This window comes from Streptomyces sp. NTD91 (assembly GCF_059510455.1).
The window spans coordinates 34256-52595 of the sequence record NZ_JCAJZW010000051.1 but is presented as its reverse complement, the minus strand read 5'-3'; the positions used below and the strand labels follow the sequence as shown (position 1 = coordinate 52595).

Genomic DNA, 18340 nt, shown 5'->3' with positions numbered 1-18340 from the left:
TAGTGCCGCAACAGGCACTCCGCCGGTCCGGCCGGTCCGGGTCGTCTCTCGTCTGCTCCCCCCGCGGTGGCCGGGCGGCGCGACGGTGGCGGCGACCCCGCCGGGCGGGCGCCCTGCGGGATCGAACAGCAGGGGCATGGCGCCGATGCCGAGGACGCCGAGGACCGCGGTCCGCCACCACCGCTCCTCCTCCCCCTCCCCGCGGCGGCCCCCGGTGATCTCCGGCGCGCGCAGTCCGGCGGCAGCGGAGCTGGAGCTGCTGGTCGTGGAGTCCGTGCTCGGGGCGGTCGACACCGGGCACCGGCGGCGGACCTGCCGTGGCGCGAGCGGATCGAGATCACGGTCCGGCGGGTGCGGGACACCCTCGGCGCGCATCCCTCGGTGATCCCGCTGTCGGTCGCCCACCGGCACCACTCGCGCACCGTGCCGCGCTGGTCGGAGACGGTGCTCGGCATCCTCACGGACGCGGGACCCGCGGGCGGGCGCCGGGTACTGGACCTCGCAGCCTGCCGCCTGCGCCGACGGCGCCCTGCAGCCGGCCCGGCTCGGTTCTTTGTCGGGGGCCGGCACGGCGGCCGTCCCGGCGCTGGCCCCCGAGGAGTTCCCGCTCATGGCCGCCACCGCGCGGCATGCCCGACGCGTCGACGCAGAGCGGGAGTTCTTCGGCGGCCTCGCCGTGCCGCTGCGCCGCACGGAGCCCTGAGGAGCGCCTCCGGTTCAGGCCGACTGGAGCAGGTGCGCCAGGCCTGCCTCCTCGAACGCCGCCACCACGTGCTCGCGGCCCTCGGTGAAGTGGGCCCAGCTGTCGCAGTGGGCCGGGACCACCCGGCGGGCGGCGAGGAGGCGGGCCGCGGCGGCCGTGCCCCTGCCGTCGAGGACGAGGAGGGCGTCGTCGAGGACGGGCATCCGGGGAGCGCCGGCGAAGAGGACGGCGGTGTCGACGGGGCCGTACCGGTCGGCGATCTCCCGGACCAGCTCCAGGGAGGCGTTGTCGCCGCTGACGTAGACGCCGGGCAGGTCGGCGGAGGTGAGCAGGAAGCCGGTGACCTCGCCGACGAGCGGCTCGGAGCCTTCGGGGCCGTGCAGGGCCGGGGCGGCGGTCACCGTGAGCGTGCCGCCGTCGGGACGGGGCAGGTCGACGGACTGCCAGGGGACGAGGGGCTCGGTGGCACCGCCGAGGCGCTTCGCCGCCGCGGGGGTGGTCAGGGTGCGCGCGGTGGCCGCGAGCACGTCCCGGCCGGAGTGGTCGAGGTTGTCGGCGTGCTGGTCGTGCGAGAGCAGGACGACGTCGACGGGGCCCAGTTCGTCGGCGCCGATGCGCGGCGGGGCGGTCTTGGTCAGGGTGCGGCCGCTGGGCGAGGGGTAGTCGCCGGGGCCGTCGAAGGTCGGGTCGGTCAGGAGGCGGAGCCCGCCGTACTCGATGAGCACGGTGGGGCCGCCGAGGACGCGGACGGGTATCTGCTCGCCGAAGTCGGCGGAGGGGGCGGTCACGGCTTCACCTCACGGACAGGAGGATTGTCATCCGTGAGAGACGCTACCGCTTCCTCACGGATGATGACAAGACGTACCATGAGAGTCGTGAGTTCCTCGATCCCCGCCGTGCAGGAGAGCGCCGAGCCGCCCCTGCCGCCCGCTCCCGGTGCCGCGCGGCATCCCGCGCTCGACCTCGCCAACAGCGTGATCACCCTGCCCGGCGGGCAACGGGCCGACTTCCTGGACACGCCGGCCGCCGCGCAGCACTGGCTGGTGGAGCACGGGCTGGCTCCGGTCGGCGCCGGCCTGCGCGAGACGTGCGCGAGCCGCCTGCGGGCGCTGCGCGAGCCGGTCCGCTCGCTGCTCACGTCCCGTATCGAGGGCCGCCCGGCACCCGCCGACGCCCTCGCCGCCGTCAACGAGGCCCTCACCCTCGCCCCGGCCGCCTCGCTGCTGCACTGGTCGCCGGAGCGGGGCCTGCACCGCGCCACGGCCCACCCCACCACCCAGATCGTCGAGCACGCCCTGGCCGCCCTCGCCGCGGACGCAGCCGACCTGCTCACCGGCCCCGACGCCGACCGCCTCACCGCCTGCGGCTCGACACCCTGCAACCGCTACCTGCTCCGCCACGGCCGCCGCCACTGGTGCTCCACCCGCTGCGGCGACCGAGCCCGAGCGGCCCGCGCCTACGCCCGCCGCACGGGACGCCCCGACGGCGACCCCTAGGGCGTGCCGTCGTACTGGTAGGCCCACCAGTACGCGGTGATCCTCCGGCTTGCGATGCACCGCACCGGACGCCGCGGCCCGCCCGACCTGATCCAGACGAAATCCCCTGGCAGTACGGCGCCTGCCCGGTCAGCGAGGCGGCGACCCGCATCCGCACACCGAACTGTCGATACAGCGCGGGGAGTTGGGCGGTCGCCCGGATCGTGCGGCTGTCCTCGGACACCACGCCCGGAATGCCGGGGAGGATCGCGGCGGCGGAGGCGGACTGCCAGCGCACGGTGAGCGTGACCTCGGCGGCGGTGGGTTCGGGGCGGCGCGGGGCAGGGCTCAGGGCCGCCGCGACCCCCTCCTCGACCGCCTTCCACGCCTCCGCCTGCGGACGCAGCTCGGCCGCGAACCGGTCGTGGGCGTACTTCACGGGCACGGTGACCACGGACGCGTCCCACGCCGTCGTCTCCGCGCACGCCACGTCGTCACCCGTGAGGGCCACGACCGGGACCCCCAGGGCCGCCGCCGTGGCGTGGGCGAGCCCGATCTCGCCGACCGGACGGCCGTCCAGCCGCATGTCCTCGATCTCGTGGCCCATGAAGCTGTGGCTGAGCACACCCGGGGCGCCGGCCCGGCAGTGATAACCGACACACAGCGCGGCGTCGTAGTCCTCCGTCAGGCCCTCCAGCATGCCCATCGGCTTGGGTTTGCCCCGCACCAGCCGGGCGGCCGGGTGCAGCGCCTCGGGCCGTGCGCGTCGTTGACGAGGATGTCGCCCGCGCCGGCCGTCAGCGCACCGCGCACCGCCGCGTTCACGCCCTCGGCCATCATGGAGCGGCCGCGCTCGTAGTCCCGGCCGCCCGGCTGGACGTCGTCGGCGTCCACGAGACCGGTGACGCCCTCCATGTCCACGCTGATGCAGATGCGCACGCCGTCGACCCCGACCGACCCTACGTATTGTAGGTTCCCAATCACCGGCTGCCGCGAGGCCGTTCATTCGTCTGTTCATCGGGGGACCCATGCAGGACACGGAAACGGAGGCCGGCGGTGAGGTCTGCGCGCGCACTCTGGCGCCGACGCTGGCCCTGCTGGTCGTCAGCCTGTTCGTCGCCGCCGTCGGCGTGTACGAGCTGTGCGGGTTCGGGCTGCACAGCCTCGACCGGCGCCCGCATCTGTTCAGCGACGGCCTCGCGACCGGCGGGGTGATCGTCGCCGCGGTCGCGGCCGGCGCGGCGGTCGGGAACCTCGGCTGGCATCTGATGGCGGCCCGGCGCGGGCGGGAAAAGACCGGGTAAGGCCGGACAGGGCCAGGTAAGAGGCGGCACGGGAAGGACCGGGTAGGGGCGGATGCCGGTACGCTCCTCTCCCGAAACCTCATCCGAGCGCACTACCCTACAAGCTGTAGGGTCAAGGTGCCCCGGCCGGGGCCGCACCGTCCCCCACCCTGTCAAGGTGACCAGTCACCATGCCCGCTCAGCAGCCGACCCTGACCACTCCCCAGGTCCCCGCACAACGCGGCCTGCGCCGCCTGCCGCAGCTGCCCCAGCCAAGCCCCCGCGTCCGCGCGCGGGCGGCCTCGGCCACCGTGTGGTACCTGCGGCTGATCGCCGTCTTCAACATCGTCGCGGTCATGTCGCTGCCGTTCCGCAAAGAGGTGCAGGAACACAACGACGGCAAGCTCTTCACCGCCCGTCACGTGCACGCCCACGCCCACCACGCCGGCCAGTTCTTCACCCCGTACCTGGCCACCGCGGGTCTGGCCTCGGCCGCTGCGGCCATCTTCCTGGCGTTGGTGATGCGGCGCGGCAAGCGGGCCGCGTGGGTGGTCAACCTGCTGCTCGCCGGTCCCCTGTTCGTGCTCTACGTCCTCGCACTCACCCAGCACCCCTACCGCGACCACGCCTTCAACTGGGTCTCCACCGCCCTCACCGGCCTGTTCGTGGCCGCGCTGCTGATCGGCCGCCGCGAGTTCAATGCCATCGGCGACCCCTCCAACCCCAGGCTCGCGCTGGCCGTGGGCGTCGGCGGCATCGCGGTGACCGGCGGCCTCGGCACCCTGCTCGTGCACGCCACCAACAAGCTGCCGCACGCGCCCCTGCTCGAGGAACTCGCCTACAGCCTGCTGCGCGGCATCAGCGTCGGCCCGCTCGCGGACCGCGTCGACTCCGTGCACGCCCCCCGCTGGGTCGACATCATCCTCAACCTCCTGCTCGCCGCGGCCTTCTGCCTGGTGCTGTACGCCTGCTTCCGCTCCCCGCGCGGCCGCAAGCTGCTCACCGAGGACGACGAGGCGCGGCTGCGGGCCCTGCTGGACAAGCACGGCGCCCGGGACTCCCTCGGCTACTTCGCGCTGCGTCGCGACAAGGCCGCCGTCTTCTCCCCCACCGGCAAGGCAGCCGTCACCTACCGCGTCGTCGGCGCCGTCTCCCTCGCTTCCGGCGACCCCATCGGCGACCCCGAGGCCTGGCCCGGTGCCATCGACGCCTGGCTCACCGAAGCCCGCCGGCACGCCTGGACCCCGGCCGTCATGGGCGCCAGCGAGGAGGCCGGCACCATCTACGCCCGGCACGGCCTGGACGCCCTCGAGCTCGGCGACGAAGCGATCGTCGACATCGCCGACTTCAGTCTGGAGGGCCGTGCCATGCGTGTGGTCCGGCAGGCCCACAACCGGGTCAAGCGGGCCGGCTACACGGTCCGTATCCGTCGCCACGAGGACATCCCCGCCGACGAGATGGTCCGGCTGATCGAGTGCGCCGACCGCTGGCGCGACGGTGCCACGGAGCGTGGCTTCTCCATGGCCCTCGGCCGCCTCGGCGACCCGGCGGACGGCCGCTGCGTGATGCTGGAGTGCCGGGACGCGAACGACGAGCCGCGCGCTCTGCTCAGCTTCGTCCCGTGGGGCGAGCACGGCCTGTCCCTGGACCTGATGCGCCGGGACCGCGACTGCGAGAACGGCCTGATGGAGTACATGGTCGTGGAACTCCTGCTGCGTGGTAAGGAGTTGGGCATCCAGCGGGTGTCGCTGAACTTCGCGATGTTCCGCTCCGTCTTCGAGCGCGGCGCCCGGTTGGGCGCGGGCCCGGTCCTGCGGCTGTGGCGCTCGACCCTCACCTTCTTCTCACGCTGGTGGCAGATCGAGTCCCTCTACCGGGCCAACGCCAAGTACCGCCCGGTGTGGGAGCCGCGCTTCCTGCTCTTCGCCAAGAGCAGCGACATCCCGAGGATCGGCCTGGCGAGTGCCCGCGCGGAGGGATTCCTGACCCTGCCGGGGATGGGCAGCCGGCCGTCCTGAGCCCGGTGAGCCGGTCACTCCACGCCGTCCGTCCGCAGGGCCGTCAGCACCGGCGTCCGGGCCACCCACCACCTCCGGTACCGAGACGCACTCCCGCGGGCCGTGTGCCACCCGCACGTCCCCCGGCCCGTACTGCGGGGCGGGTATCCCGGCGGCCGTGTAGAGCCTGAGGTCGCTGCCGTACGGGGCCCCGCGCTCACGCCGCCGGGAGCCGCCGTCGGCGTCGGCGCAGGCGTCCGCCACGGTGTGCCGCAGCGGATGCCCCTCCGCCAGCCGGCCGCTCGCGAACTGGCCCCCGAGCCACCGTACGCGGGCGGGGTGCTCACGCAACCAGGGATCACCGGCGCAAGTCCTGGCCACCCACCGCTCGAACTCCTCCCGCGCCGCGTCCGGTTCCTCCCCGATCCGCACCCCGAGGCGTCCCTCAGCGACCAGCAGGTCCGGCACGCTGCCGGCCCGGTCACCGGCACGCAGGGTGCCGACGGACAGGGCGTACGGGATCGGGTGATGCCCCTCGGCCGACGTGTCGTCCACCGCTCGAAGCCGGGTCAGCCTCCGCCCCCGTGCCCGCCGCCGGAGTGCTTCACAAGTCCGCCGCCCACCGTGAACCCGATCACCGCTCCGCCGCCCTCCCGCTGGAAGGCGAACGGTGCCCCGCCGTGCGCCAGGGCGACCTCGCGGACGATGGACAGCCCGAGCCCGGAGCCCGGCAGGGACCGCGCGTCGGCGGCCCGGTAGAAGCGGTCGAAGATGCGGACGAGATCGCCCTCGGCGATACCGGGGCCCCGGTCCAGGACCTCCACCCGTACCGTTCCCGACCGGGCCGGACCGGTGATGTTGATCTCGATCGGCGCCTTCTTGTCCCGGTCGAACTTGGCCGCGTTCTCCACCAGGTTCGACATGGCCCGCTGGAGCATCCCGGGCCGTCCGTCGGTCGTCGTGTCGCCGCTGGTGCGCAGCACCATCTCGCGTCCGGTGCGCCGTTTGGCGACCCCCATGACCTCCTCGGCGATGTCGGCGACGTCCACCCGTTGCGGCGGCTCGGCGTCCGACTGCCCCGCCGCGAGGTCGACCAGCTCGTTGACCAGGTCGGTCAGCTCCCGCGCCTCCTGGGTGAGGTCGGCGACCAGTTCGTCCCGGGTGTCGGGGGGCAGCTCGTCGATGCGGCGCAGCAGCGAGATGTTCGTCCGCAGGGAGGTCAGCGGGGTGCGCAGCTCGTGCCCGGCGTCCTGCACCAGGCGGCGCTGGTCCTCCTCGGACTGGGCGAGCCGGCCCAGCATGCGGTCGAAGGCGCGGCCGAGCCGGCCCACCTCGTCAAGACCGGCCACCGGCACCTCGATGCCCAGCTGCCGGGTGCGGGCCACGTCCTCCGCGGCGGAGGTGAGGATGACCAGGCGCCGGGTGATCCGGCGGGCCAGCCACCAGCCGAACAGACCGGCCGCCACCACGACCGCCGCCATCAGGATGAGCGTGCGCTGCTGCAGCGTCCGCAACAGGTCCTCGGTGTCGCTGAACTCCTGCGCCACCTGGACCGCGCCCCGCCCGTCACCGAGCGAGACGGTGGCGATGCGGAACAGGTCCCCGTCCACCGGTACGTCCTTGTGCTCGACGACCTTCCCCGCCGTCGTCGCGAGCGCCATCGCCTTGTCCCGGGAGGTGACGGGCAGGGACGGACTGCCGTGGTCCACGATCTGGCCCTGGGCGCCCAGCACCTGCACATCGGTGCGGGCGGGCCGGACCAGGTCGTGCCCGGGACGGGAGGAGGAGAAGTCCTCGGGCACCATGTCGTGCTGCCGTACCTCGTCCCGGACGTCCTGCACGACCTGCATGAACACCGACTGCTGGTCGACCCGCACGAGCCGCGCGGCGCTGCCGTAGGACAGGATGCCGACGAGGATCGTGACGGCGGCGGTGACGGCCGCGAAAGAGACGGCGAAGGTGGTGCGCAGGGAGACCAACTTGGGCCGGCGCCGGGCCAGCAGCCGCCGCAGGCGGCCCACCTAGTCCTCCCGCAGCACGTAACCCACGCCCCGCACGGTGTGGATCAGCTGCGGCGCGCCGGGCTCGTCCAGCTTGCGGCGCAGATAGCCGACGTAGACGGCGAGGTTCTTCGAGCCGGGGCCGAAGTCGTAGCCCCAGATCCGGTCGTAGATCGTGGAGTGGTCGAGCACGATGCCCGCGTTGCGCACGAGCAGCTCCAGCAGCTCGAACTCGGTGCGGGTCAGCTCCAGCTCGCGCTGGCCCCGCCAGGCCCGGCGGGCCTGCAGGTCCATGCGAATGCCGGCGGCCTCCACCTGCCGGTCGGAGAGCTGGACCTCCCGGCCGCCGTTCTCCCCGCCGCCGGCGCCGGCACCGGCGGGCACCGGGCTGGTACGGCGGAGCAGGGCGCGCAGCCGGGCGAAGACCTCCTCGACGTCGAACGGCTTGACCACGTAGTCGTCGGCGCCGGCGTCCAGGCCCGCGATCCGGTCGGCGGTCTCCACGAGGGCGGTGAGCATGAGGATCGGGGTGCGGTCGCCCTCGGCGCGCAGCACGCGGCAGACCTGGAGGCCGTCGATCCCCGGCATCATCACGTCGAGCACGAGGACGTCCGGCGGCGTCTTGTGGGCCTGAGCCAGCGCCTCGACGCCGTCGGCCACCGCCGTCACCTCGTACCCTTCCAGGGCCAGGGCACGCTCCAGGGCGTGACGAATGGCGCGGTCGTCTTCAGCGAGCAGCACAGTCTGGGGCACGCACCCAGTTTGCCAAGGTGTCCGGCGGTTCGGTCGAGACGAGTGGACCTACGATCACCCTTTTTACCCGCCTCTCACCGTCACACGGGCAACCGGGACCGCCGCCCTACCGTCTTCTCACCCCGCATGAGCACCGAGCCGGGCGAGCTGCTCCTCGAACGGCACGACCCGTTCCACGGACGGCAGAGCGCGTTCCACGGACGCCACGGCCGGTTCCGGTAGGGCCTGCCGCCCGGGACCGCCCGCCCGCAGCCCCGTCATCAGGGCGGCCAGCTCCGCGCCCGCCCGCTCGGTCCGTCCGGCGAGCCCTTCCTCCCCCCAGTCCTCCGACGCCGCGTACACCCCGGTGGGGACGATCACGGCCCGCAGGTGGGCGAACAGCGGCCGCAGGGCGTGCTCCAGCACCAGCGAGTGCCGGGCCGTACCGCCGGTGGCCGCGATCAGTACCGGCTTGCCCGCCAGCGCGTCCTTGTCGAGGACGTCGAAGAACGACTTGAACAGTCCGCTGTACGACGCCGAGAACACCGGGGTCACGACGATCAGCCCGTCGGCCGCCGTCACCGCGGCCTGTGCGGCGGCGAGCGCCCTGCCCGGGAATCCGTTGGTGAAGTTGTGCGCGATCTCCACGGCGAGGTCCCGCAACTCGACCACCTCCACCTCCACCTCGGACCGCCGTGCCACCGCGGCGGCCAGCCGGTCGCCCAGCAACCGGGTGGAGGAGGGCACGCTCAGCCCCGCCGAGACGACGACGAGCTTCATGCGGCGGCCCCCTTCTGCGCGGCGGCGAGCAGCGAGGCGTGGGTCGGCGCCTCCGGCACGTCGGCGGGACGGCCGTTCGCGAACTCCTTGCGCAGCACGGGCACGACCTCGTCGCCGAGCAGGTCGATCTGCTCCAGCACGGTCTTCAGCGGCAGGCCGGCGTGGTCCACCAGGAACAGCTGGCGCTGGTAGTCACCGGCGTACTCGCGGAAGGACAGGGTCTTCTCGATGACCTGCTCGGGGGTGCCGACGGTCAGCGGGGTCCGGTCGGTGAAGTCCTCCAGGGAGGGCCCGTGGCCGTACACCGGCGCGTTGTCGAAGTACGGCCGGAACTCGCGCACCGCGTCCTGCGACGTCCGCCGCATGAACACCTGGCCGCCGAGACCGACGATCGCCTGCTCGGGCGTGCCGTGGCCGTAGTGGGCGAACCGGGTGCGGTACAGCTCGACCATGCGCCTGGTGTGGTCGGCCGGCCAGAAGATGTTGTTGTGGAAGAAGCCGTCGCCGTAGTAGGCCGCCTGCTCGGCGATCTCCGGCGAGCGGATGGAGCCGTGCCAGACGAACGGCGGTACGCCGTCCAGCGGGCGGGGGGTGGAGGTGAAGCCCTGCAGCGGGGTGCGGAACTTCCCCTCCCAGTCCACGACGTCCTCGCGCCACAGCCGGCGCAGCAGGGCGTAGTTCTCGATGGCGAGGTTGATGCCCTGCCGGATGTCCTGGCCGAACCAGGGGTAGACCGGCCCGGTGTTGCCGCGGCCCATCATCAGGTCGACGCGCCCGTCGGCCAGGTGCTGGAGCATCGCGTAGTCCTCCGCGATCTTCACCGGGTCGTTGGTGGTGATCAGGGTGGTGGAGGTGGACAGGATCAGCTTCTCCGTCCGCGCCGCCACGTGGCCGAGCATGGTCGTCGGGGACGAGGGCACGAACGGCGGGTTGTGGTGCTCGCCGGTGGCGAAGACGTCCAGGCCGACCTCCTCGGCCTTGAGCGCGATGGCGACCATGGCCTTGATCCGCTCGCGCTCGGTCGGCGTACGCCCCGTGGTCGGGTCCGGCGTGACGTCGCCGACCGTGAAGATCCCGAACTGCATGGTCGCTCACCTTCCAGGTTGTTTATCCTTCAACTATATCCGCGAACGGCCCCCCACCCCCGGATATTCCGCCCGCTCGGGGCACGATCACCAGCCGCCCCCGCAGCCCACCCGCCGCAAGCCGGGCATGCGCCCTCGCCGCCTGCTCGAGCGCGTACGTCTCCGCCACCCGCAGCGTCGGCACCCCCTCGTCCACCAGCCGGACCGGCTCCGCGAGCCGCACGCCGTCGACCCGCACCCACCCGTGCCGGTCACCAGGCGCCGTCCATCGGGGGACAAGCGGCCCCGGGACACCGACCGGGCCGCGCGTGCCAAGCTGCTGCCCATGTCGATCCTCCGCTCCGCCGCCCTGTTCGTCCTCGCCGCCGTCTTCGAGATCGGCGGTGCCTGGCTCATCTGGCAGGGCGTGCGCGAGCACCGCGGCTGGCTGTGGATGACAGGCGGTGTCCTGGCCCTCGGCGCGTACGGATTCGTCGCCACCTTCCAGCCGGACGCCCATTTCGGCCGCATCCTGGCCGCGTACGGCGGCATCTTCGTCGCCGGTTCGCTCCTGTGGGGTGCGATCGCCGACGGCTACCGCCCCGACCGCTGGGACGTCACCGGGGCGCTGATCTGCCTCGCCGGGATGGCCGTGATCATGTGGGCGCCGCGGAACGGCGCCTGACTCTGACCTACGCTGGACGGAGCCGTACGCCACCAGAACCCAGGAGCTGCCCATGGCCCCCGCCTCCCGCATCGCCGTCGTCACCGGTGCGAGCAGCGGCATCGGCGCCGCCACGGCCCGGCAGCTCGCGGAGGCCGGCTACCGCGTCGTCCTCGCGGCCCGCCGCAAGGACCGCATCGAGGCACTGGCGGAGGAACTGACCACGGCGGGTCACTCCGCGGTGGCCTACCAGCTGGACGTCACCGACCGCGCGGCGGTGGACGAGTTCGCCACCGCCTTCCAGACCGTTGCCGTCCTGGTCAACAACGCGGGCGGCGCCCTCGGCGCGGACCCGGTGGCCACCGGCGACCCGGCGGACTGGCGCACGATGTACGAGACGAACGTCATCGGCACCCTCAACCTCACCCAGGCCCTGCTCCCGAAGCTGATCGCGAGCGGCGACGGCGTGGTCGTGGTCGTCTCCTCCACCGCCGGCCACGGCACCTACGAGGGCGGCGCGGGCTATGTCGCCGCCAAGCACGGCGCCCACGTCCTCGCCGAGACCCTCCGCCTGGAGATCGTCGGCCGGCCGGTCCGCGTCGTCGAGATCGCCCCCGGCATGGTCAAGACGGAGGAGTTCGCCCTGACCCGCTTCGCCGGCGACGAGGCGAAGGCCGCCAAGGTCTACGAGGGCGTGCCCGACCCCCTCACGGCGGACGACGTGGCGGAGACGATCACCTGGGCGGTCACCCGCCCCGGCCACGTCAACGTCGATCTCCTCGTCCTCCGCCCCCGCGCGCAGGCGTCCAACACGAAGGTCTACAGGGAATCGCAATGACGGAGCAGCCCCTCGAAGGACCCGCCGCCGTCGACTCCCTCGAAAAGGCCCGCCTGGCTCAGGAAACCAGGGACGAACGCAAGGTCTGGTACTTCCTCGGCTACTTCCTCTTCGGCATCCACATCGTGGCGTTCGTCATGATCTACGCGGTCCGCCACGCGAAGTGACCCGCCGAGCAGACCGGTGGGCGTGACGAACGTTCGCCACGCCCACCGTCGCGCCCAGGGGGTCTCGTTCGGATCAGGTCGGACAGACCGCGGCGTCCGGTGCCGTGCGTCACAAGGGAGGGTCACCCGCGGACCCGGGCCGATCCGAACGAAACCCCCTAGCCCTTCACGCAGACGACCTGCTTCAGCTTCGCCACGACCTCCACCAGGTCCCGCTGCTGGTCGATGACCTGGTCGATCGACTTGTAGGCGCCCGGGATCTCGTCCACGACGCCGGAGTCCTTGCGGCACTCCACGCCCCGGGTCTGCTCCTCCAGGTCCCTCGTCGAGAAGCGCCGCTTGGCAGCGTTGCGGCTCATCCGCCGACCCGCACCGTGCGACGCGGAGTTGAAGGACTTCTCGTTGCCGCGGCCCTTCACGATGTACGAACCGGTGCCCATGGAGCCGGGGATGATGCCGTACTCCCCGGTCCGGGCACTGATCGCGCCCTTGCGGGTGACGAGCAGGTCCACGCCCTCGTACCGCTCGCGGCTCACGTAGTTGTGGTGGCAGCTCACCTCGGGCTCGAAGGTCACCTTGGCCTTCTTGAACTCCTTGCGGACCACGTCCTTGAGGAGCGCCATCATGAGCGACCGGTTGTGCTTCGCGTACTCCTGAGCCCAGAAGAGGTCGTTCTCGTAGGCGGCCATCTGCGGAGTGTCCGCGACGAAGACCGCCAAGTCCCGATCGACCAGGCCCTGGTTGTGCGGGAGCTTCTGGGCCACGCCGATGTGGTGCTCGGCGAGTTCCTTGCCGATGTTGCGCGAGCCCGAGTGGAGCATGAGCCACACCGAATCGGACGTGTCTATGCACACCTCGACAAAATGATTGCCCGACCCGAGCGTCCCCATCTGCTTGTACGCCCGGTCCTGACGGAACCTGACCGCTTCCGCGACCCCGTCGAACCGCTGCCAGAAGTCGTCCCAACCCGCCGTGGCCAGCCCGTGGAAGTCCCCCGGCTCCACGGGATCCTCGTGCATCCCCCGCCCCACCGGAATCGCCTGCTCGATCCTCGACCGCAGTCGCGACAGGTCTCCCGGCAGATCGCCGGCCGTCAGCGAGGTCTTCACCGCGGACATTCCGCAGCCGATGTCCACCCCGACCGCCGCCGGGCACACCGCGCCCTGCATGGCGATGACCGAGCCGACCGTCGCCCCCTTGCCGTAGTGCACGTCCGGCATCACGGCGAGGCCCTTGATCCAGGGCAGGGTGGCGACGTTCTGGAGCTGACGCAGGGCCACGTCCTCGACCGTCGCGGGGTCCGTCCACATCCGGATCGGGACCTTGGCGCCCGGCATCTCGACGTACGACATACGTTCCTCATTCCCCCGAAAACGACAACACGGATTTACGCAAGGCTTATAAGCAGCAATAAGGAAAAGCAGCTTCAGGGCCGGTGAAAAAGGACAAGGGACCGGCGGCCACGGCAGCGCGTGCGATACACATTGTCTCCAGGGGACGCCCCGCCGCGGCAAGCGAATAACCAGCGGGGACACTGGAGCACCGAGCGAGCGCACACCCGAGAGGAGCCCGACCGTGCAGCGGAAGGCGTACGTAACCGGCACCGCCGCCCTCCTCGCGGCGCTTCTGGCCGGTTGCTCGAGCGGCTCGGGGAGCGACGCTTCGTCGGACAACTCCAACCCGGGTGACGCCGGTACGGCCACCGTCGCCGCCCAGCCCGGCAAGTACCGCACGCTTCCCGAACCCTGTGGCGCGGTGGGTCACGACACGCTGGACTCGATGCTGCCCGGCATCAAGCAGATCACGGACCCCGTGCAGCGGGACAAGGCCTATCAGGGGCAGGCCGCGCTCACGTACGACACCGATCGCAAGGTCGGCTGCCACTGGAAGGTGGAGTCCGCGGACGCCACCGACCGTCTCTCGGTCGACTTCGAGCGCGTGGTGTCGTACGACAACTCGGTCAGCGACGACGACCAGGCGAAGAAGCTGTTCGAGGGGAAGGAGTCGGCCGCCGACCTCCCGGCGCCGGGCAGCAGTTCCTCCCCGACGGCTGGGGCGGCTGCGCCCGGACCCACGTCCTCGGCGTCGTCCAGTGGTGACCCCTCCCCCTCCGGCTCCCCCTCCTCCGGCGCTTCCGCGGCCGATCTGCTGCCGCGGGTGCTGTCGGGGCTCGGTGACGAGGCGTACATCGACGACCAGCTCAGTCCGGCCGGGTCGACGGCCGAACAGCGGACGGTGACTGTGGTGTTCCGCACGTCCAATGTCGTCGTCACCATCGAGTACGAGGAGCAGCCGACGGCGCTCGGCTCGGTCCCGGACAGCAAGGAAATGCAGGACAAGGCCCGGAATCTGGCCTCTCATCTGGATGACGCGCTGGGCGGTTGACGGCTCACGGAGCCGCTCGTCGGGGTGTGCGCGAAGCACCCGAACGGAAACCGCACAGCTCCTTCACCGCGTACCGTGGGGCCCCGCAAGGACCCGCACGACCACCGAGCGTCATGAGTGAAGGAACCATGCAGCGAGCAGCCCAGCGAGACGACCGTGCCCCGGGGGTACCTCCCATGCCTGTCCGGCAGTGGGAGGGAGGAATCCGTGGCAAGCGCCTGAGCCGTGTCCTTGTCTGCGCGGCAGCCGTCCCGGCGATGCTGATCACCGCCGCCTGTTCGTCGGACTCCGGTGACTCCAAGGCGAAGGGGTCCGGCAGCGGTGCCCAGCAGTCCGCGGGCGGGGGCACCGGGCCGTCGGCGAGTGCGTCGTCGACGGTGCAGGCGGCGGCCTACAAGAAGTTGCCGGACGCGTGCGCGGTGCTGTCGAAGAAAACCCTGACGGATCTGGTGCCGCAGGACACCTCCGGCAAGAAGGGCACTTCGGACGATCCGTCGTCGCGTGCCTCGTGTTCGTGGAGCAGCCTGGACAACAACGGTGTGAAGGGTTCGCAGTTCCGCTGGCTGAACGTGTCGCTGCTGCGCTTCGACTCGGACGGCACGCGCGGTTCCGGTGACGCGCAGGCGCACACGTACTTCGCCCAGCAGGTGAGGGACGCGTCGGCGGTGGACGGCGCGAAGAACACGAAGCAGATCCCGCTGTCGGGTACGGGCGCGGAGGCGACGGCCGTGCGCTACGACCTGCAGAAGAAGGAGGGTCTGTTCAAGCAGCAGACGGTGGTCGCGCGGGTCGAGAACGTGGTGGTCACGCTCGACTACAACGGCGCGGGTCTGGCGGGCGAGAGGACGCCGGACGCGGACGGTCTGACGAAGTCGGCCGAGGCCGCGATCAAGGAGGCGGTCACAGCGGTGTCGTCCGCCAACGACGGCTCGGCGGCAGGCGGTTCGGGCTCGTCGTCGGCGTCTCCTTCGCAGTCGGCGTCGAAGTCGCCGACTCCCGGCAAGTCGGCCTCTTCCAGCGCTTCTCCGTCCAAGTCGGCGGCGAAGAAGAGCTGAGCGGGCTGCGGAAGCCCTGACCGGTACCACGTTCGCCGCACGCGTGTGCCACCCTGTTGCGCGCAACAACAGGCAATGGGAGGGGAGTACGAGTGGCCGCGCCACTGCAGCTGACTCGGATGCACCGCGTTCTCATCGGCGTGGTCGTGACCGGCGCCTTGATCATCGCCGGAATCGGTTTCGCCGGCTCGTACGCGGCCGTCCGTGAGCTGGCCATCAAGAAGGGCTTCGGGAACTTCTCCTATGTGTTCCCGGTGGGTATCGACGCAGGCATCTGTGTGCTGCTCGCCCTGGACCTGCTCCTGACGTGGATCCGTATCCCCTTCCCGTTGCTGCGGCAGACGGCGTGGCTGCTGACGGCGGCGACGATCGCCTTCAACGGCGCCGCGGCCTGGCCGGATCCGCTGGGCGTGGGCATGCACGCGGTGATTCCGGTGCTGTTCGTGGTCGCTGTGGAGGCGGCGCGGCATGCGATCGGCCGGATCGCCGACATCACGGCGGACAAGCACATGGAGGGGGTGCGGCTGACCCGTTGGCTGCTGTCCCCGGTGCCGACGTTCCTGCTGTGGCGGCGGATGAAGCTGTGGGAGCTGCGGTCGTACGACCAGGTGATCAAGCTGGAGCAGGAGCGTCTGGTGTATCAGGCGAGGCTGCGTTCGCGGTTCGGCCGTGCGTGGCGCAGGAAGGCTCCGGTGGAGTCGTTGATGCCGCTGCGGCTGGCGCGGTACGGCGTTCCGCTGGCGGAGACGGCTGCGGCGGGCCTGTCGGCGGCGGGTATAGAGCCGAGCCGGACACCGGCGGTGGCGGCGGGCGGTGCGGCGCCCTCTGCGCAGCGGACGGTGCCTGCCGGGGAGCAGCGTCCGCAGTTGCCGGGCCGGTACGCCGGGCCGGCGGAGCATGTTCCCGTGGACGAGGCGAGTCCGTGGTTCCAGGCTCCGCGCGAGGTGGAGTATCACGGGGGCTACGACCCGACGTACGACCCGATGATGCAGGAGCCTCAGTACGCTCCGGAGGAGCAGTACGAGGAGTGGTACGAGGATCAGCCCGCGGAGCAGTTCCAGCAGCCTTCTCCCGAGGAGACCGGCAGCTTCCCGATCCCGGTGGGTCCGAACCGAACCCGCGAGCTGGGTGAGGGCGGGGGTACGCCGGAGCCGGATCCGACGGAGGACGACTACTACCAGGTGTTCCGGAAGTCGATCGACGGCAGTTTCCCGACGCCGCACCAGTTCGGCGAGGCGGTGGAGGCGACGTACGGGCAGACGCTCCCGCCGCGTGACGCGGACCGGATGGTCAAGCGATTCACCAACCGTTTCAACGCGGAGCTGGAGGAGAACCACATCGCGTAGGCACACGAGAAGGGGCCCTCCGCCGGGAGGGCCCCTTTCTTCTTGCGCGCTTTCCTACGGCGTTCTTACTCGCCGAGCAGCGTGCGGACCCGTTCCTGTCCCACCGCGAGCAGCAGGGTGGGCAGCCGGGGGCCGGTGTCGCGTCCGACGAGCAGGTGGTAGAGCAGGGCGAAGAAGGAACGCTGGGCGGTCTTGATCTCCGGCGGCAGCTCCTTCGGCGTGGCGTCGGCCGGGAAGCCGGCCTGGACCTTGGGGACGCCGTAGACGAGGTGGGTCAGTCCGTCGAGCGACCAGTGCTCGGCGAGGCCGTCGAGCAACAGCCGTACGGACTGCTGGGAAGCCTCGTCGAGGGACTTCAGCAGTTCCACGTCCGGCTCGTCGCGCACGATGGTCCGCTGGTCCGCGGGCACGTGGGTGTTGATCCAGGACTCGGCCCTGTCGTAGCGGGGCCGCACCTCGTCCAGGGAGGCCAGGGGCTGCTCCGGGTCGAGCTCGGAGAGGATCCGCAGGGCCTGGTCCTCGTGTCCGGCGGTGATGTCCGCGACGGAGGCGAGGGTGCGGTACGGCAGCGGCCGCGGCGTCCTGGGCAGCTCACCGGAGGCGGTGCCGACCGCGCGCGTGTAGGCGGCGACGTCGCCCGGCAGGGCGGAGCCTCCCCCAGAGCCGAAAGCCTGGGAGGCGCCCCCAGCGACCTTGGCGGCGAGCTTGTCCCACTCGTCGTAGAGCCGCTGGATCTCCTGGTCGAAGGCGATCTTGAAGGACTGGTTGGGCCTGCGGCGGGCGTAGAGCCAGCGGATGAGCTGCGGCTCCATGATCTTCAGCGCGTCGGCCGGGGTGGGGACCCCACCGCGCGAGGAGGACATCTTCGCCATGCCGGAGATGCCGACGAAGGCGTACATGGGGCCGATGGGCTGCTTGCCGCCGAAGATCGGCACGATCTGCCCGCCGACCTGGAAGGACGAGCCCGGCGAGGAGTGGTCGACGCCGCTCGGCTCGAAGATCACTCCCTCGTACGCCCAGCGCATCGGCCAGTCGACCTTCCACACCAGCTTGCCGCGGTTGAACTCGCTGAGCCGGACGGTCTCGGAGAAGCCGCAGGCGGTGCAGGTGTACGACAGTTCGGTGGAGTCGTCGTCGTAGGAGGTGACGGTCGTCAGGTCCTTCTCGCAGGCGCCGCAGTACGGCTTGTACGGGAAGTACCCGGCGGAGCCGGAGGAGCCGTCGTCCTCGCTCGCCGCGCCGGAGCCCTCCTCGGCCTCCAGCTCGGCCTCGTCGACGGCCTTCTGCTGCTGCTTGGGGGCCTTCTTGGTGCGGTACTGGGCGAGGATCGCATCGATCTCGCTCCGGTGCTTCATGGCGTGCAGGATCTGCTCGCGGTAGGCGCCGGAGGTGTACTGCGCGGTCTGGCTGATGCCGTCGAACTCGACGCCCAGCTCGGCCAGCGAGGCGATCATCGCGGCCTTGAAGTGCTCGGCCCAGTTCGGGTGCTGCGATCCGCGGGGTGCCGGCACCGAGGTCAGCGGCTTGCCGATGTGCTCGGCCCAGGTCTCGTCGATGCCCTCGACGCCGGCCGGGACCTTGCGGTAGCGGTCGTAGTCGTCCCAGGAGATCAGGTGCCGGACCTGGTACCCGCGGCGGCGGATCTCGTCGGCGACCAGGTGCGGGGTCATGACCTCGCGCAGGTTGCCGAGGTGGATCGGACCCGACGGAGAGAGCCCGGACGCGACGACGACCGGTTTGCCCGGGGCCCGGCGCTCCGACTCCTCGATGACCTCATCCGCGAAACGGGAGACCCAGTCGGTGGTCTCGGTGCTCTGAGCCACGATCGGCACGTCCTTCTTTCTGAACGGG

The 18340-nt window shown here is 71.5% G+C and carries 17 protein-coding genes and 2 pseudogenes; 9 read left to right on the top strand and 10 right to left on the bottom strand.

The window, feature by feature from the left end:
- Both AC5WRT_RS33920 and AC5WRT_RS33915 read right to left on the bottom strand, forming a co-directional pair.
- Positions 1–375, bottom strand: a pseudogene (locus AC5WRT_RS33920) (hypothetical protein); the annotation flags it as partial.
- A gap of 342 nt (positions 376–717) precedes the next feature.
- The gene (locus AC5WRT_RS33915; protein ID WP_496097990.1) at positions 718–1491 is read right to left on the bottom strand and encodes an MBL fold metallo-hydrolase; all 774 of its coding nucleotides are present in this window, start codon (positions 1489–1491) and stop codon (positions 718–720) included.
- A 78-nt stretch (positions 1492–1569) separates the two neighbouring features.
- On the opposite strand from AC5WRT_RS33915, the gene AC5WRT_RS33910 reads away from it, so the two are divergent.
- Complete coding sequence (locus AC5WRT_RS33910) at positions 1570–2199, top strand: CGNR zinc finger domain-containing protein (protein WP_496097989.1); 630 nt, start codon at positions 1570–1572, stop codon at positions 2197–2199.
- A gap of 244 nt (positions 2200–2443) precedes the next feature.
- Here the strand turns inward: AC5WRT_RS33910 and AC5WRT_RS33905 are convergent.
- Positions 2444–3093: pseudogene (locus tag AC5WRT_RS33905) on the bottom strand (M55 family metallopeptidase); the annotation flags it as partial.
- Positions 3094–3206: 113 nt separating this feature from the next.
- Between AC5WRT_RS33905 and AC5WRT_RS33900 the strand changes: the two are divergent.
- On the top strand, positions 3207–3482 hold the full coding sequence (locus AC5WRT_RS33900; protein WP_496097988.1) for a hypothetical protein: 276 nt from the start codon (positions 3207–3209) through the stop codon (positions 3480–3482).
- Positions 3483–3652: 170 nt separating this feature from the next.
- Positions 3653–5479, top strand: coding sequence for a phosphatidylglycerol lysyltransferase domain-containing protein (locus AC5WRT_RS33895; RefSeq protein ID WP_496097987.1), 1827 nt, complete (start codon positions 3653–3655; stop codon positions 5477–5479).
- A gap of 548 nt (positions 5480–6027) precedes the next feature.
- Here the strand turns inward: AC5WRT_RS33895 and AC5WRT_RS33890 are convergent.
- From AC5WRT_RS33890 to AC5WRT_RS33870, 5 genes are all read right to left on the bottom strand, one after another.
- The gene (locus tag AC5WRT_RS33890) at positions 6028–7479 is read right to left on the bottom strand and encodes a sensor histidine kinase (RefSeq protein ID WP_496097986.1); all 1452 of its coding nucleotides are present in this window, start codon (positions 7477–7479) and stop codon (positions 6028–6030) included.
- Positions 7480–8211, bottom strand: coding sequence for a response regulator transcription factor (locus tag AC5WRT_RS33885; RefSeq protein WP_496097985.1), 732 nt, complete (start codon positions 8209–8211; stop codon positions 7480–7482).
- 117 nt (positions 8212–8328) lie between these two features.
- Positions 8329–8970, bottom strand: coding sequence for a CE1759 family FMN reductase (locus AC5WRT_RS33880; RefSeq protein WP_496097984.1), 642 nt, complete (start codon positions 8968–8970; stop codon positions 8329–8331).
- Positions 8967–10055, bottom strand: coding sequence for an LLM class flavin-dependent oxidoreductase (locus AC5WRT_RS33875; protein WP_496097983.1), 1089 nt, complete (start codon positions 10053–10055; stop codon positions 8967–8969). The genes AC5WRT_RS33880 and AC5WRT_RS33875 overlap by 4 nt, the downstream gene beginning before the upstream one ends.
- 22 nt (positions 10056–10077) lie before the next feature.
- Positions 10078–10224: a hypothetical protein gene (locus AC5WRT_RS33870; protein WP_496097992.1), complete on the bottom strand. Its 147-nt coding sequence runs from the start codon at positions 10222–10224 to the stop codon at positions 10078–10080.
- Between the two features lie 156 nt (positions 10225–10380).
- Between AC5WRT_RS33870 and AC5WRT_RS33865 the strand changes: the two genes are divergently transcribed.
- The 3 genes from AC5WRT_RS33865 to AC5WRT_RS33855 are packed head-to-tail and all read left to right on the top strand — an operon-like array spanning position 10381 to position 11703.
- Positions 10381–10719, top strand: coding sequence for a YnfA family protein (locus tag AC5WRT_RS33865; protein ID WP_496097982.1), 339 nt, complete (start codon positions 10381–10383; stop codon positions 10717–10719).
- A gap of 52 nt (positions 10720–10771) precedes the next feature.
- The gene (locus AC5WRT_RS33860) at positions 10772–11536 is read left to right on the top strand and encodes an SDR family NAD(P)-dependent oxidoreductase (RefSeq protein WP_496097981.1); all 765 of its coding nucleotides are present in this window, start codon (positions 10772–10774) and stop codon (positions 11534–11536) included.
- The gene (locus AC5WRT_RS33855) at positions 11533–11703 is read left to right on the top strand and encodes a hypothetical protein (protein ID WP_496097980.1); all 171 of its coding nucleotides are present in this window, start codon (positions 11533–11535) and stop codon (positions 11701–11703) included. The genes AC5WRT_RS33860 and AC5WRT_RS33855 overlap by 4 nt, the downstream gene beginning before the upstream one ends.
- A 158-nt stretch (positions 11704–11861) precedes the next feature.
- Here the strand turns inward: AC5WRT_RS33855 and AC5WRT_RS33850 are convergent, their stop codons facing one another.
- Positions 11862–13055 carry an RtcB family protein gene (locus AC5WRT_RS33850; RefSeq protein ID WP_496097979.1) on the bottom strand — a complete coding sequence of 398 codons (1194 nt, stop codon included), beginning with the start codon at positions 13053–13055 and terminating at the stop codon, positions 11862–11864.
- A 223-nt stretch (positions 13056–13278) separates the two neighbouring features.
- Between AC5WRT_RS33850 and AC5WRT_RS33845 the strand changes: the two genes are divergently transcribed.
- The 3 genes from AC5WRT_RS33845 to AC5WRT_RS33835 all read left to right on the top strand — a co-directional run bounded on the left by AC5WRT_RS33845 (position 13279) and on the right by AC5WRT_RS33835 (position 16489).
- Positions 13279–14088 carry a DUF3558 domain-containing protein gene (locus tag AC5WRT_RS33845; RefSeq protein ID WP_496097978.1) on the top strand — a complete coding sequence of 270 codons (810 nt, stop codon included), beginning with the start codon at positions 13279–13281 and terminating at the stop codon, positions 14086–14088.
- Positions 14089–14201: 113 nt separating this feature from the next.
- Complete coding sequence (locus AC5WRT_RS33840) at positions 14202–15143, top strand: DUF3558 domain-containing protein (RefSeq protein ID WP_496097977.1); 942 nt, start codon at positions 14202–14204, stop codon at positions 15141–15143.
- A gap of 119 nt (positions 15144–15262) precedes the next feature.
- Positions 15263–16489, top strand: a complete 1227-nt coding sequence (locus tag AC5WRT_RS33835; RefSeq protein ID WP_496097991.1) for a DUF2637 domain-containing protein — start codon at positions 15263–15265, stop codon at positions 16487–16489.
- 65 nt (positions 16490–16554) lie between these two features.
- Here AC5WRT_RS33835 and lysS read toward each other — a convergent pair whose 3' ends face one another.
- Positions 16555–18321, bottom strand: a complete 1767-nt coding sequence (lysS, locus tag AC5WRT_RS33830; RefSeq protein ID WP_496097976.1) for a lysine--tRNA ligase — start codon at positions 18319–18321, stop codon at positions 16555–16557.
- Positions 18322–18340 lie beyond the last annotated feature (19 nt).